This is a genomic window from Pseudoalteromonas sp. BZK2 (genome assembly GCF_014349195.1).
GTDB classification, from domain to species: domain Bacteria; phylum Pseudomonadota; class Gammaproteobacteria; order Enterobacterales; family Alteromonadaceae; genus Pseudoalteromonas; species Pseudoalteromonas simplex.
Window position 1 is genome coordinate 230376 of record NZ_JACSOG010000001.1, and the last position, 14420, is coordinate 244795.

General features: G+C 39.2%; 13 protein-coding genes. 6 read left to right on the top strand and 7 right to left on the bottom strand.

What is annotated here, in order from left to right; all coding sequences use genetic code 11:
- Window positions 1–8: 8 nt before the first annotated feature.
- Both grpE and BIZ38_RS00965 read right to left on the bottom strand, forming a co-directional pair.
- A complete protein-coding gene (gene grpE / locus BIZ38_RS00960) occupies window positions 9–617 on the bottom strand; it encodes a nucleotide exchange factor GrpE (protein WP_054551515.1) in 609 nt (202 codons plus the stop codon).
- 58 nt (window positions 618–675) lie between these two features.
- Window positions 676–1620, bottom strand: a complete 945-nt coding sequence (locus tag BIZ38_RS00965) for an HrcA family transcriptional regulator (protein WP_054551516.1) — start codon at window positions 1618–1620, stop codon at window positions 676–678.
- A 120-nt stretch (window positions 1621–1740) separates the two neighbouring features.
- Between BIZ38_RS00965 and nadK the strand changes: the two genes are divergently transcribed.
- From nadK to BIZ38_RS00985, 4 genes are all read left to right on the top strand, one after another.
- Window positions 1741–2625 (top strand): NAD(+) kinase, encoded by an 885-nt coding sequence (gene nadK / locus BIZ38_RS00970; protein WP_187489309.1) that lies wholly within the window; start codon window positions 1741–1743, stop codon window positions 2623–2625.
- Between the two features lie 95 nt (window positions 2626–2720).
- Window positions 2721–3284 carry a hypothetical protein gene (locus BIZ38_RS00975; protein WP_187489310.1) on the top strand — a complete coding sequence of 188 codons (564 nt, stop codon included), beginning with the start codon at window positions 2721–2723 and terminating at the stop codon, window positions 3282–3284.
- A 68-nt stretch (window positions 3285–3352) separates the two neighbouring features.
- On the top strand, window positions 3353–5026 hold the full coding sequence (gene recN, locus BIZ38_RS00980) for a DNA repair protein RecN (protein ID WP_054551518.1): 1674 nt from the start codon (window positions 3353–3355) through the stop codon (window positions 5024–5026).
- A gap of 58 nt (window positions 5027–5084) precedes the next feature.
- A complete protein-coding gene (locus BIZ38_RS00985; protein WP_187489311.1) occupies window positions 5085–5483 on the top strand; it encodes a hypothetical protein in 399 nt (132 codons plus the stop codon).
- Between the two features lie 75 nt (window positions 5484–5558).
- On the opposite strand, the gene BIZ38_RS00990 is transcribed toward BIZ38_RS00985, so the two are convergent.
- Together BIZ38_RS00990 and BIZ38_RS00995 are read right to left on the bottom strand one after the other, a co-directional pair.
- Entirely contained in the window at window positions 5559–7154 is a 1596-nt protein-coding gene (locus BIZ38_RS00990) for a hypothetical protein (protein WP_138615981.1), read from the bottom strand.
- A gap of 150 nt (window positions 7155–7304) precedes the next feature.
- Entirely contained in the window at window positions 7305–8900 is a 1596-nt protein-coding gene (locus BIZ38_RS00995; RefSeq protein WP_138615983.1) for a hypothetical protein, read from the bottom strand.
- Between the two features lie 334 nt (window positions 8901–9234).
- Here BIZ38_RS00995 and BIZ38_RS01000 point away from each other — a divergent pair, with 334 nt between their 5' ends.
- On the top strand, window positions 9235–11277 hold the full coding sequence (locus BIZ38_RS01000; protein ID WP_187489312.1) for an ATP-binding protein: 2043 nt from the start codon (window positions 9235–9237) through the stop codon (window positions 11275–11277).
- A 66-nt stretch (window positions 11278–11343) separates the two neighbouring features.
- Window positions 11344–11832, top strand: coding sequence for a hypothetical protein (locus BIZ38_RS01005; protein ID WP_054551523.1), 489 nt, complete (start codon window positions 11344–11346; stop codon window positions 11830–11832).
- Here BIZ38_RS01005 and BIZ38_RS01010 read toward each other — a convergent pair.
- From BIZ38_RS01010 to BIZ38_RS01020, 3 genes are all read right to left on the bottom strand, one after another.
- Window positions 11825–12517: a response regulator gene (locus tag BIZ38_RS01010; protein ID WP_187489313.1), complete on the bottom strand. Its 693-nt coding sequence runs from the start codon at window positions 12515–12517 to the stop codon at window positions 11825–11827. The genes BIZ38_RS01005 and BIZ38_RS01010 overlap by 8 nt on opposite strands.
- Before the next feature lie 12 nt (window positions 12518–12529).
- Window positions 12530–12727, bottom strand: coding sequence for a hypothetical protein (locus BIZ38_RS01015; protein ID WP_054551940.1), 198 nt, complete (start codon window positions 12725–12727; stop codon window positions 12530–12532).
- A gap of 277 nt (window positions 12728–13004) precedes the next feature.
- Window positions 13005–14420: an FAD-dependent oxidoreductase gene (locus BIZ38_RS01020; RefSeq protein WP_187489314.1), complete on the bottom strand. Its 1416-nt coding sequence runs from the start codon at window positions 14418–14420 to the stop codon at window positions 13005–13007.

The window sequence follows — 14420 nt, forward strand, 5'->3', positions numbered from 1 at the left end:
TTTAAAGCTTATTCAGCTTCTTTTGATACCATAACCATTGCAGGGCGTAATAAACGGCCATTTAATGTATAACCTTTTTGCATTACTGCAAGAACAGTATTAGGTGCTACATCATTGCTTGGTTGAATTGACATTGCTTGATGGAATTCAGGGTTAAATTGCTCACCCTGTGGGTTAACAATTTCAACACCGAATTTTGATACCGCATCATTAAAGCTCTTAACAGTCATTTCGATACCTTCAAGCACAGGTTTAAGCTGCTCATTTTCTTTATCAGAAAACTCAATTGCGCGCTCTAGGTTATCGATAACTGGTAATAATTCGTTAGCAAACTTTTCAAGTGCAAACTTATGCGCTTTTTCTACATCTTGAGCGGCACGACGACGCATGTTCTCAACATCTGCAGCAGCACGAACAACACTGTCTTTTTGATCGTTAATAGTTTGTTTAGCCGCTTCTAATTCGCTGTGTAGTAAAGCGATTTCAGCTTCAGGGCTCATTTCTTCGCCGTCAACTTGTTCAGCTGCTTTTTCTGCAGCTTCTACTTCAGCTTGCATTTGTTCAAATTCTTCGTTTAGTTCAACTTCTTGCTCTGGTGATTTTGTCTGCTCAGACATAGCTTACATGCTCCAATTCTTTACAACTGCGGTAATTATGGGGATTGAATTAAAAGATTCAAGAGGCTGATGAGCCGATTAACTTAAATTCTTGGATGATTGCTTCTATTTGCGCTGATTTTGGACAAATTACGCAAAATCGGCTCTGGTATTCATGGTTATTAAAATAAGGAACGCTGATCACCATCAACTCATTACAATCTGTAAATGGCAATTGTTCTGTGTTTAATACCGATACACCATTTTTAAATGCAAGTTTATCTTCAACAAAATTTAAAAACGATACACCTATATTTAAACTGGTTTGACAATCAACTTGGCGGTAAAGGTAGTTTTCACCGACCACAATACTGTTGTCTGAACCAAGCTTTTGGCTTAATTGCCGAGTCCATTGTGTTAGTGAGTCATGGCAATTATTTGGTGCCGTGCCTGCCATTGCCTGCATACGATATAAGCCTTCCATTAAGGTTTGCTGACTAAACACGGTATTAAGCCAGGTAGCAAACTGGTAACGAACGGCATCAGATGAATCTTCAGGTTTGGTAATGCAAATGTTATGGCTTTGCCCAGCTCTATCTATTAGTAGAATTAGCCAATTGCTACCATCAAAATCAAGTACCTCTACTCGAAAGACCAACTGTGAGCTGACTTGAGGTAAGCCCACACAACAACACACTTTATAACGCTGACTCAAACCATGGGCAAGCTCGACTAATTGTGCTTGCTCAGGCTGCCAATATGGTGCGATTTCAGGTAGAGCAAAAAACTCATCAAGCCAATAATCAAAACCGGCATTGGTTGGTACGCGGCCAGCAGAAGTATGCGGCGAATAGAGTAAGCCCACTTTTTCTAGCCGTGCCATAGCATTACGCACTGTAGCTGAACATACTGCCATGCCTTTTTGTTTGGCAATTCGGGTAGAGGCTACAGGCTGACCTTCCCCGTTACAGTAAAGGCTCATCACAGCTGAAAAAATTTGTTGATCGCGCGGATTTAATTTCATAATTCATACATCTTGCTTCTTGCCAGTGGATATTTGGGCGCAGCAAGTTTATTTCAAGTTATTTTCAAAGCATTAATTTTTAATGTAATCTATCGATATGAAAGTTTAAGTGCAAATAACATGGATTCACCGTTTAAAACCATAGGTTTAATTGGCAAACCTAATCACAGCGGGGCAGCTGCCACACTTGCTCGCCTGCACACATTTTTGCGAGCCTTGGGTTTCGAAGTGCTAGTAGAACAGCGCACTGGCCGTCAACTTAAAGACCTTCCTCAAGAAAACCTAGTTAAATTGGTAGATTTAGGTGAACGAGCAGACTTAGCCATAGTCGTCGGTGGTGATGGCAATATGCTTGGCGCAGCTCGAGTATTAGCGCGTTTTGATGTCGCTGTGATTGGCGTAAACCGTGGCAACTTAGGCTTTTTAACTGACTTAAACCCAGAAGGTTTTGAAGCGAGCCTAGAACAAGTGTTAAGTGGCCAGTTCCTTGAGGAAAAACGCTTCTTGCTTGAAGTTGAAGTATATCGCCATGCCGAACTCAAAAGTGCAAACTTGGCAGTGAATGAAGCGGTACTTCATGCTGATAAAGTTGCGCATATGATCGAGTTTGAGGCCTTTATTAATAACGACTTTGTATTCTCTCAACGCTCTGATGGATTAATCGTTTCAACACCAACTGGCTCAACAGCCTATTCATTATCTGGCGGCGGGCCTATTTTAACCCCTGAGCTGAATGCGATTTCATTAGTTCCTATGTTCCCGCACACATTATCAAGCCGTCCTCTTGTGGTTGACGCTGACAACGAAGTACGTTTAAAGCTTAGCCTCGAAAATACCGACAGCCTACAAGTCAGCTGTGATAGTCACGTAGTTTTAGCTGTATTACCTGGTGACGAAGTAGTGATTAAAAAAGCAGACAAGCGTCTACGTTTGATTCACCCAAAGGAATACTCTTACTACAATGTATTAAGAAAAAAATTAAATTGGGGAAGCCGCTTATTTTAAGTGGCTTTTTTATCTCAAGCTAATTGCCAAGGCGTATTGATTAGCGCAAAATAATAAGACTAAAAGCTGTATTTTTTAAAGGATTCTAAGGCGAAATGAGTTATATCGTTTTTCTTGCTCTATTATTACTTATCACCTTACTAGGTTGTTACTGGGTGGTTGAGAGCAATCGTCGTAAAGCTATTGAAGCTGAAAAAAAACGTTTTAATCAACGAGTCAAAGAAATCAATAATGACTTTAAAAATAAATTAATTGATTTTAGCGAAGGCAAAATTATCCGCCCTAAGAATATTTCGCGCCTAAATATGATCACCAGCAATTACTTTGTAGTGCAAGCGCACAAAGAAGAAAATCTCACTTACCTCGAATTCATTAGCGATTTGCTTATCAACACAATCATAATGGAAGCCAGTAAAGCGCAAAGCCCTGAGGAAATTGATCAGCTCGCTGACAGGTTACAGTATTTTATGGCTGAATTGCCTTACAACGGCATCGAGTACAATAAAGCGTTTTATCAAGAAGCCTTACCATCGCTGATTGAAGTAATTAAATATCAGCCCCCCACCGATTTACAAGACGATCAGCCGCTAGCCCAGAGTACGCAAGCTGCAAATGAATCAGTCCAAGAAAATCAACTGCCAGAATTAAGCAAAGCTTAAAAATTTAATTTGCAAAACCCGAAAACACTGTATAAATTAACAGTTAATTGACTGGATGGATAAACAGTATGTTAATCGGGTTAGAAATTAAAAACTTTGCCATTGTAAGTAATTTAAGTACTGAGTGGCACAATGGTATGACAGCTATTACAGGTGAAACGGGTGCGGGTAAATCAATTGCAATTGATGCCCTGTCATTATGTTTAGGCGAGCGTGCAGATGCAGGTGCTGTTCGCCCAGGTACGGATCGTGCAGAAATTTGTGCACAATTTGATATTAGCCAACTCCCTCTTGCCCAGCACTTTTTAGAGCAACATTTACTCTCAAACAGTGAAGGCGAATGTTTACTACGCCGTGTTATTTGTAAAAATGGCCGCAGCAAGAGCTACATTAATGGCAGCTCAGTTACCGCTGCACAATTAAAAGAGATAGGTCAGTACTTAATTTCTATTCACGGGCAACATGCCCATCAGCATTTATTAAAAGCTGAACATCAGTTGCACCTGCTTGATGCCTATGCCGGCCACAACCAGCTATTAGCTGATGTTAAAGAGCGCTTTAAAGCCTACCAAGCATTAATTAAAGAATTTAATCAACTTGAACAACAACAGCAGCAACAAGCAGCTCAAAAGCAATTACTAGAGTATCAAGTAGCTGAACTTGATGAATTTGCCCTGCAACCGGGTGAGTTCGAAGAGATTGAAGCTGAGCATCATAAACTAAGCCATAGCCAGACTATTTTAGAGTCATGCCAACGTGAGCTACAACACTTATACGAAAGTGATGAGCAAAGTGCGTGTTCATTACTGCAACATAGCGCCCAACAATTTACAGAGCTGGCAAGCTACGATGAAAGCTTATCTAGCATAGCATCATTACTGAGTGAAGCTGCCGTTCAAGTTGAAGAAGCTAGCCGCGAGATACGCAGCTATGTTGATGTAACTGATTTAGACCCTGCCCGGTTAGACGAAGTTGAAACGCGTTTAACAGGTGCTATGGACCTTGCCCGTAAACATCATATAAAACCAGAAGAGCTGGTAGAATTTCATCAGTCAATCGCAGAAGAGTTAGCATCAATTAGTTATAACAGCGACCGCCTTGTTGCACTCGAAAGCGAAATTAACAATGCCCTTGAGCAATATAAACAAGCAGCAAAACTGTTAAGTGAAAGCCGCCATAAATACGCAGATACGCTTAATCAATTAATTAGTGATAGCATGGCTAACTTATCAATGGAAAACGGCAGGTTTGCGATTGATATTCAACAAACTAGCGATAAAGCGCCAAGTGCAATGGGTTTTGATACGGTGTCGTTTTTAGTATCTACCAACCCAGGTCAACCGTTACAAGCACTGTCTAAAGTGGCTTCTGGTGGTGAGTTATCGCGAATTAGTTTAGCTATTCAGGTCATTATTGCTCAGCGTGTTACAACGCCGACTCTTATTTTCGATGAAGTAGATGTGGGTATTTCTGGACCAACCGCTTCTGCAGTTGGCAAGCTTTTACGCCAATTAGGTAAATCAACTCAAGTTATTTGTGTAACTCACTTGCCGCAGGTTGCAAGCTCTGGACATCAGCAATTTTTTGTAGCTAAAGAAATTGCAAACGGCGAAACCTACACTCAAATGAATAAGCTATCTAAAGAAGGCCGTATTGATGAAATTGCCCGACTACTTGCCGGTGACAATATCAGTAAAATGGCTAGAGCAAATGCCAAAGAGCTTATAAGCGCACACGCATAACCCATTTTTAGCTATGAAACTTAGATTGTTGATGAATTTGATGGTATAGAGTTTATAAATGAAAAATAAAAATATACTTACAGCTTTGGGTCTTGCCTTAATAACGCTTAACTCAGGGCATTCGTTTGGCGCAGTGGTTGAACCACCCTATAACGATACGCAGTTATTCGTTGCTTTATTTAAATGTATTTTGTTTGTCTTGCCCTCAACTACATTGTTGCTGGTTCTATGGAGTCGCTGGAAGCACTTAAGATTTAAGCAATTATTACAAACAGTATTAAATTATTCATTGGTCATCATGTTAGCTAGCCTGATAATGGTTAATCATCTAACAGCTGAGCTTTCATCATGGTTAGTTGTGTTTGCAGGTATTCATTCATTGCTTGTTGGCATTAATTATTTATTGGTTAAACAACACACTAACAGGATAAAAAATTCACTTACTAGTTGCTGGTAATGAAATTACTTTGGCTGCAAAAAAAATCGCGAAACAGCACGTTTCGCGATTTTAGTTCTTATTTGCTGATTAGCGTTATTCGATTTCGCTAGCTAAATATATCAAATTCATAAATAAACGGTCTGTCATACTACTAACTCCGGTACCATTGGTATAATTACCAACTTTATTTTGAGAGTTAATAATTGCATTATCTGCGAGTAATATATCACCCGATTTCAAGTCAAAAACCACTGTCGGTAAGCCATCTGGATTGACAGCTAACACTTGGCTTTCTTCTGGCATTACTGAGAAGTACCCCTTTGAACCACCGGCCTGATAAAAGCGTGTAACCTCTCCAAAAGGACCTGCAAATATAGCTTGTTGTATTTGAGAGTTTAAACCTTCTGGGTTTTGGGTATTTGGTCCATCTATGTAGCCTTCTCTGGTTACTGTATAACCCCACTTTGAATACACCTTCTCGTCAGTCATATCGGAATCTGATGCTATGATGACAACATTTCCTTTCTTCTCTGACCAATTATATAGCTCTGCAATTTCTGTTTCAGTAAAATCACTGTTGTAAAAACTACCCATAAAGAAGATATCAGTGTTATAGCTTTCAATCGCTTCCTGAGTAATTGAGCCTGATGCCGCAAAATCATGATTAACCGATACTGATTTAGCTACAACCCCACTTTCACCAAAATTTTCTGGACTTGCAAGTTTAGCCATCGGTAAATCAAACAAGTAAGCGTTTAATGTGTAGTTTTGCCATCGTGCCTTTCTTTGCTTATCAATACTCGTAATTACAAGCGACTCTACTCCTGTACTACAAGTAGGCTGCGCATAACATGCAACAGGCTTTAGAGTATTTAGTGCTAAATCGTTTATTCGCACTGGGTATGTCCCCAATGTGCATGTTTTACCCGTTTCAATTGATGCTTTATATAATTTAGTAATATTAAAATTACCTTGATCATTAATGACTTCACGGGAAATTACCAATTCGTCATTTTGATTTAGAGCAGCACCTGTTACCGTCGTTAAACCATGTTCAGATTTTTTTGTTAACTCCAGTGTTTCCGGATCCAATAAAAAAATGCTTGTGGCAGAAATGAGGTAAACCTCACCATTTTTAACAACCATGTCGCCACGCAGAATATCTGAACTACTATCGTAGCCCTTCATATTGCCTAAGAACTGAGTTTCACCTGAATCAATAGCAACCTGGTAAAGCTTACTCCCTTTAGAGCCATAAATAACGTCTTTGTTAGGGTCATAAGCAAGACGGGTCATAGGGTTAGTACGTGCCACTACAGTGTGTTTGCCTGTAGACATATCAACATAGGCGAGTTGTGTAAATCGATACTTGTCGGCTTTTATAGGCAGATCATTTAACTCTTCATCTGATAAGTTGAGAACACTCGTATCCAGTTTATAAGTTAAAGGTCTTGGGGCTGAAACATAATAGAGTCTATTTCGATAGCTATCAAAAGCCATTGCTGCGGATGAGAACTTTGCAGCAGAATGAATGTTAGCCGTTTGCGCTTGCTCATCTAAAGAAAAAACGAAGCCCGAGCTCCCTCTCCCTGAGTTGATTCCATATAACTCACCCGTACATTCAGACGCACTAAGGCCAGCAGGTATTAAGCCTAAAAGGCTAACTGTAGATAATAAAAACTTTTTCATTTTAAATTCCTTTCAATGTAAAAATAACTCACTTCCTGTTCAACTTTATTACTATCCTCCTTAGAATTTTGAACGAAATTGGTATAAAACTCACAAACAAAATCGCGAGGCCATAAGCCTCGCGATTTCAATTAGCGTCTAAAATTACAATTAATCGATTTCACTCGCATAATTGATTAAGTTCATAAATAAACGGTCTGACATGCTCGATACCTCGGTACCATCAGTAAAGTTGTCTTCTTTATTTTGTGTTGTCAGCATACCGCTATCAGCAAGTATTATGTCGCCTGTTGCAGCATCTAAAACAATTGTAGGCAAGCCATCCTGATTTACAGCTAAGACTTGAGTCCCTGAAGGCATTTCAGAGAAGTAGCCTTTTGCGCCACCAGCTTGGAAAAAGCGAGATACTTCACCAAATGGTCCTGCAAAGATTGCCTCTTGAGCTGCACTACCCACTCCTTCTGGGTTTTGTGTATTTGGACCATCAACATAACCATTGCGAGTTACTGTATAGCCCCATTTAGCATATACTTTTTCATCTGGCATATCAGAATCTGCTGCGATGATTACAACATTTCCCTGCTTTTTAGACCAGTTGTAAGCTTCATTTAATTCGCTGTCTGTGAAGTCGCTTTTGTGGAAACTACCAATAAAGAAAACATCGGTGCCATAAGCATCTATCGCAGCTTCAGTAATCGAATTTGCCGCTGCAAAATCATGATTTACAGATACTGTTTTATAAACAGTTCCCTGTTCACCAAAGTTTTCTGTACTTAAAAGCTTCGCAAGTGGTTTATCCATCAAGTGACCATTTAGTGTATAATTTTGCCACGTTGCTTTTCTTTGCATATCAATACTTGTAACAACAAAAGAGTCTGGCTCTACACTACATGTAGCTTGAGCATAGCAAGCAACTGGTTTTGCTGTATTTAGCGCCAAATCATTTATGCGCATCGGGTAGGTTCCCATTGCACACGTTTTGCCAGTCTCAATCGATGCTTTATATAACTTGGTAGTATTATAGTGACCTTGATCGTTTATAATTTCTCTAGAAATTAATAGCTCACCATTTTGATCAAGCGCAGCACCTGTAACAGCAATTAAGCCATGCTCTGATTTTTTCGTTAACTCCAATGTGTTCAAATTAACGGAAAAAATACTCGTAGCACTGATCAAAAATAGTTGGCCATCTTTAAAAACCATATCACCGCGTAAAATATCTGAGCTGTCGCCATAGCCAGTTAAGTTACCAAGTAATGTAGTTTTTCCTGATACAGGATCAACAGTATATAACTTGCTTCCTTTAGAGCCATACATCATGTCAGTATTAGCGTCATAAGCCAGTCGAGTCATTGGATTAGATCGAGAAACTACTGTGTGTTCACCAGTTGCCATATCAACATAAGCAAGCTGAGTATATTTGTATTTAGCCCCCTTAATTGGCAGATCTTTTAACTCATCTTCAGATAAGTTCAAATCACTAGGATCAAGTTTGTAAGTTAGCGGTCGAGGAGCTGAAACATAATATAATCGATCCCTTGCACTATCATAGGCCATAGCAGCAGAAGAAAACTTTGCTTTTGAGTGAATAGCGGCTGTTTGCTCTTGCTCATTTAAAGAAAAAACAATGCCTAGATGGCCGCGACCAGAATTAATTCCATACAACTCACCCGTACATTCATTAGCGACTACATTTGTAGATAAAGCACTTGTGACTGCAAGAACTGAAAGTAGCGATTTTTTCATATTATTACACCTAAAAATTAGGCCGACTAACTAAAATAATTAATAAAAATAATTAAATTACTGCTTTAGCATCAGGCCATTACGTTTAAATTTTGTACGCAATAATTTTATTTCGCTACAGTTCAAACACAATCAGAAATTACTGATTTGTCTCGATTTATTATAAAAACAGACATAACAATTAGCACCAATTATGTAAAACACACTTTAGTATTGACAATGGCTAATAACTTCTGATTTTCTATATTCTCAATGTTTTAATATTCTTACTGCTCCATATTTTCCACACATTTTCTCAGTAGCATAACGGCAAACTTGGTCACCGAAATATTTAATGAAGCTAACTGTAACTTTAATTCTTGCTCTTCTTTCTCTTCCTTGTATGGCTAATACAGATCACATACCGCAGATAGAAGAAATATTTGCCTTAGAGCAGAAAGGAAACCTAAAAAAAGCACTATTGTTAATTGAACAACTACAAAGCAATAACACGCCTGTCGCAAAATCGACGATTGATTTGATAAAAGCCCCCATATTAAGAAAACAAGGGCAATACGAGGCTGCAATAGAGTTACTTTTACCTTTACAGCATATTGCTGAGTTGTCCAAAGAAGAGCATTATCAAATCCAAAAAGAGCTTGGTATCAATTACAGACGTCAAGTTAAAACGACCCAAGCTCAGCAGCATTATATGGCTGCACTCAAACTAGCTTACGAGTTAAAGGATAAAAACAAACAGGCACAAAGCCATAGTAATCTGGGTACCTTATATGACACGTTGAATGACCTAGACCAGTCTATGTTTCAGCAATTAAAAGCACAAAAGCTTTTAATTGGCAGTAAAGATAATGAGTTAATCGCCACCAATTTTTATAATTTAGCAAACCTTTCTCATCGCCTAGATGATCTTGCCCAGTCTGAATACTTCTACAAAAAAGCACTTGAGTTTGATATTAAAACAAAAAATCAAATAAACATTGCAGATACCAGCTTACAGTTGGCAAAGTTAGTTTATAAACGTGGTGACTATGAGCAAGCTTTGCCCTTATTAAAAAATGCCTACTCACGCTTAGCTGATTTAAATGCTTATGAAGGTATGGCAACAGCAAAGCATACGCTAATGCAACTATATTTAAAGCTCGAAAATAAACATATGGCTTTAAGTAGTGCAGATTCAGGCCTCAGAGCAGCACTTAAATCTGGCTCAGCATTGAGTCAAATATATTCATATTTCAATTTAATTGAACTCCACCTGCCACTTAAGAACTCGCAATTGATTGACCTCTATTTAAGTCGTTCAAAAGAACTTATCGAAGGAATTGATAATCGGTTACTAAATAAAAAGCTGCATGGCTACACCGCAGTTTATGCCGAACTTATCGGTGACTACAAACTCGCAACTGAGCAATTGAAGCTTGAAAATAAACTGGGCGAATCTTTGTTTGAAGAACATTTAAATCAAGCCGTTGAAAAAAACAAAAAGCAATTAACAGCAATCGAGCAACAGCAACGTATTGATGATGAAGTGCAAAAAAATAAGCTCACTACTGCACAAATGAATAACCAACGACTAGAAAAACAGATTTGGTTATTGTCTGCGGGTATTGTTTTGTTGTTCACGACTCTTGCGCTCGTGCTTTATTACTTCAAGCATCGAAAAGCGCTATTTAAAGCAAAACTTTATCAATATAACCTGCTTGAAAAAGACAAAATGCTTGCTGATATATCCCATGAATTACGCACCCCTTTAAGCGTATTAAAACTGCATATAGAAGCACTTGAGCTCGATATTCAAGAAAACCGCGATCTAGCCTATAGCAAGATTAATGGCAAAATAGCGCAACTTAACAACCTAATTTCAGATGTGTATCAGTTATCTCAAGCAGAAAACAAGACTCTCGCGCTAAATCTCCAACGCTTAAATGCTGCAAATATCTTTGCTGAGTACGAGCAAGACATGCGTCATTATGTTCGCAGCCACCACCTGACATTTTTTTCAGACATTATTATTGCTAATGATGTTGAGATCACGGTAGATAAACAAAAGCTCGATCAGATCCTTAATAATATTTTTACTAATGCCTGCCTATATACCGACAGCCCAGGTCATGTTCGGCTCAAAGTGAGAACTAACAAGCAAGAGCTGTTTATTCAAGTAGATGATACTTCTCCGGGTGTAGGTAAAGCCCATATAGGCAAACTCTTTGACCGTTTATATCGTGTTGAAGAATCTCGAAGCCGCGCATCAGGAGGCTCAGGTTTGGGGCTATCAATTTGCCAGAGTTTTGTCGAATTAATGTCTGGCAGTATCAGTGCATTACCCGGTAAGTCGGGTGGACTATGTATCCGAATTTTACTGCCTTTAAGCAATAAATAAGCTTCTCCATTTTTCCACCATATTTTATTGCTTAAATAGCATAATAAACTACTATGGAATGGAACCATGTCAGAGTCATTAAAGCATGCTCAATGGGCAAAATCTGTTGAGCGTAAACACCGCCAAAGCAAAGTTAAAAAAGCCAAAAAATCACCTCTTCCTATCTGCGCCGCGCTTGCTTGTGTGCTATTGAGTGCTGGGTTTTATTATGCGAGTTATGAAAAACCGAAAGAGTATCCACCGTTATCTGCAGCTGCGAAACAGCGTATCTCGCAATTTTTTGCCAAACAGTTTTTACTGGGGCAATGGCGCTTAAATAAAATTAACTACTCATCTGATGCAATTCAGGTGTATGTGCAAACGCCAAGCAAAATTGCTCTAGAAGGTGAAGCTTTGAGTCAATATTTACATTACGCTTTATGCCCTGTGGCTAGCAAACGCATTTGGCAAGATATCAAAACAAGGGAATTATCAGTGTATGTGTTTAGCCATTCGATTCGAAAAGGTGATCGAACAGTATGTAATTTAGAAAGCGATGAACGCCAAATCAATTGATTTGACGTTCATCATAGCGATAGCCAGCACCATAAACGGAAGCGACTATCTTAGGAGAGAAATCTAAACTCTTAAGCTTTTTGCGAATATTTTTAATATGGCTGTCGATTACCCGATCGGTAATATCAAAGTTGTTTGGTTGGATATGGTCAAGTATCTGCTGCCTAGAAAAAACACGCTTTGGGGCTTTGTACAAAAGTTTAAATACGTCAAATTCCACTTTTGTTAAACCTAAAGAGACACCTTTAATTTCAACTTCAAGCGCATCTTCTATTAAGCAAATTGCATCAGTCGCTTGCACTACTACATCGGTACTAGGTGCTGACGCACAACGCCTTAGAATAGCTTTAACACGCATCACCAGCTCTGCGCCGCTAAAAGGTTTACAAACATAGTCATCGGCACCATGTTCTAGCCCTTTTAGCCTATCAGCCTCTTCAACTTTAGCAGTTACCATAATAATAGGTACCATAGAAAAAGCGCGGATCTGCTTCATGCACTCCACGCCATCTAAATTAGGTAACATTACATCTAAAATTATCGCATCTGGATTATTTTCTTTAACCCACGACACCACAGCACTGCCATTAGTGATGTGGTGAGTGGTAAAGCCAGATGCATTGAAGAACAACAGCACTTGTTCTGCAATATCTAAGTCGTCTTCAACGACTAATATCTGCGGCATTTCTATTTCCGTTTATATTTTTTTTATTGTTCTAAGTTGTTGCTTCACCATCGCTTTAAGCGTATCTGATAAGGTTTCATCTAATAAAACCATAGTCAGAATATCGTGCAGATCTTCACTATTCATAACCTCATTGAGTAAATCATTTTCAGATTTCGAATTTGGCTGAAAAAAGCTTAACTGCTCGTCATTTGTGTGTTCGCAAAACATTTTCTTTTTATCCATGTTGTTAGCATCAAATATTAAGATGGGCTTCTGCCTCTACTAAATATTAAAACGCAACAATATGGAGCAAATATGGAGTTAGTACGAAATAATGAATTTTTTCTGTTCAACAGTTAGATTCATTCCTAGATTTTAGGTAATAAGCGCTATTTTTTCATTATTTTTCTAAAACTAGGTTAAATTTTCGTATCAATAAAATGATAGGCAATAAAAAAGCAAGCTCGGTAGCTTGCTTTTAAAAGTGTTGAATGGCGCCTTAGAATTAAACGCCTAAATAATCCATAATCCCTTCCGCGGCATTTCGGCCTTCGAAAATAGCCGTTACCACTAAATCTGAGCCGCGGACAATATCGCCACCGGCAAAAATCTTAGGGTTGGTTGTTTGGTGAGTAAATTCACCTTTTTCTGGTGCATTGATACCACCCCAATGATTGATTTCAACACCGTACGGTTCTAACCAATCCATTTTATGAGGTTTAAAACCAAACGCCATGAGCACTTTAGTTGCTTCAATAACATGCTCAGAACCCGCAACTTCTTCAGCACGACGACGACCATTTTCGTCCGGTTCACCAAGTTGGGTTTTCACCATCTTAACACCAGCAACTTTACCATGCTCGTCAACCACAATGCCTTTTGGCTGAACGTTAAAGGTAAACTCAACGCCCTCTTCACGAGCATTTTTAACTTCGCGCTTTGAGCCTGGCATGTTTTCTTCGTCACGACGATACGCACAGGTAACCTGTGTAGCGCCTTGTCGGATAGAGGTTCTAACACAGTCCATTGCTGTATCACCACCGCCTAACACGACAACTTTTTCGTTCGCCATATCGATATAGGCTTGCTTGTCTTCTGCATAGCCCATAACACGGTTTGTGTTACCAATTAAAAACGGCAGTGCATCAAACACACCATCCGCATCTTCGTTTTCAAGGCCTGCACGCATACTTTGATAGGTACCAACACCTAAGAACACGGCATCATATTCTGCCAATATTTCATCAAGGGTAATGTCAACGCCAACTTCAGTGTTTAGCTGAAACTCGACACCCATTTCAGTGAAAATTTCACGACGCTTTTGCATTACTTCTTTTTCAAGTTTGAATGAAGGAATACCAAACGTAAGAAGGCCACCGATTTCTGGGTGACGGTCAAACACCACAGGCTTAACGCCGTTACGTACTAAAATATCCGCACAACCTAAACCTGCAGGGCCAGCACCTATGATAGCCACTTTTTTGTCAGACCATACCACATACGACATATCTGGTTTCCAGCCCATTTTAAAGGCCGTATCAGTGATGTACTTTTCGATATTACCGATAGTGACAGCACCAAACTCTTCTTCAAGTGTGCAAGAGCCTTCACACAAGCGGTCTTGTGGGCACACTCGACCACACACCTCTGGTAAGCTGTTTGTACGATGAGACAGCTCTGCCGCTTCTAAAATGCGGCCAGTACGAATAAGCTTCAACCACTGTGGAATATAGTTATGTACTGGGCATTTCCATTCACAGTACGGATTACCACAATCTAAACAGCGATCCGCTTGTGAGTTAACTTGTGTCTCAGAAAACGGCTCGTAAATTTCTACGAAAGATTGTTTACGTGCTGAAATTGGCTTTTTACGCGGATCAACACGTTGTACATCGATAAACTGGTATACATTTTCGCTCAT

Bases quoted from the DNA above. Each gene is read 5' to 3' on its own strand.
- BIZ38_RS01005 (WP_054551523.1), top strand. From the start codon at position 11,344: ATGTCAGAGTCATTAAAGCATGCTCAATGGGCAAAATCTGTTGAGCGT.
- BIZ38_RS01000 (WP_187489312.1), top strand. From the start codon at position 9,235: ATGAAGCTAACTGTAACTTTAATTCTTGCTCTTCTTTCTCTTCCTTGT.
- BIZ38_RS00975 (WP_187489310.1), top strand. From the start codon at position 2,721: ATGAGTTATATCGTTTTTCTTGCTCTATTATTACTTATCACCTTACTA.
- recN (WP_054551518.1), top strand. From the start codon at position 3,353: ATGTTAATCGGGTTAGAAATTAAAAACTTTGCCATTGTAAGTAATTTA.
- BIZ38_RS01020 (WP_187489314.1), bottom strand. From the start codon at position 14,420: ATGAGCGAAAATGTATACCAGTTTATCGATGTACAACGTGTTGATCCG.
- BIZ38_RS01010 (WP_187489313.1), bottom strand. From the start codon at position 12,517: ATGCCGCAGATATTAGTCGTTGAAGACGACTTAGATATTGCAGAACAA.
- BIZ38_RS00965 (WP_054551516.1), bottom strand. From the start codon at position 1,620: ATGAAATTAAATCCGCGCGATCAACAAATTTTTTCAGCTGTGATGAGC.
- BIZ38_RS00990 (WP_138615981.1), bottom strand. From the start codon at position 7,154: ATGAAAAAGTTTTTATTATCTACAGTTAGCCTTTTAGGCTTAATACCT.
- grpE (WP_054551515.1), bottom strand. From the start codon at position 617: ATGTCTGAGCAGACAAAATCACCAGAGCAAGAAGTTGAACTAAACGAA.
- nadK (WP_187489309.1), top strand. From the start codon at position 1,741: ATGGATTCACCGTTTAAAACCATAGGTTTAATTGGCAAACCTAATCAC.
- BIZ38_RS00985 (WP_187489311.1), top strand. From the start codon at position 5,085: ATGAAAAATAAAAATATACTTACAGCTTTGGGTCTTGCCTTAATAACG.
- BIZ38_RS00995 (WP_138615983.1), bottom strand. From the start codon at position 8,900: ATGAAAAAATCGCTACTTTCAGTTCTTGCAGTCACAAGTGCTTTATCT.
- BIZ38_RS01015 (WP_054551940.1), bottom strand. From the start codon at position 12,727: ATGTTTTGCGAACACACAAATGACGAGCAGTTAAGCTTTTTTCAGCCA.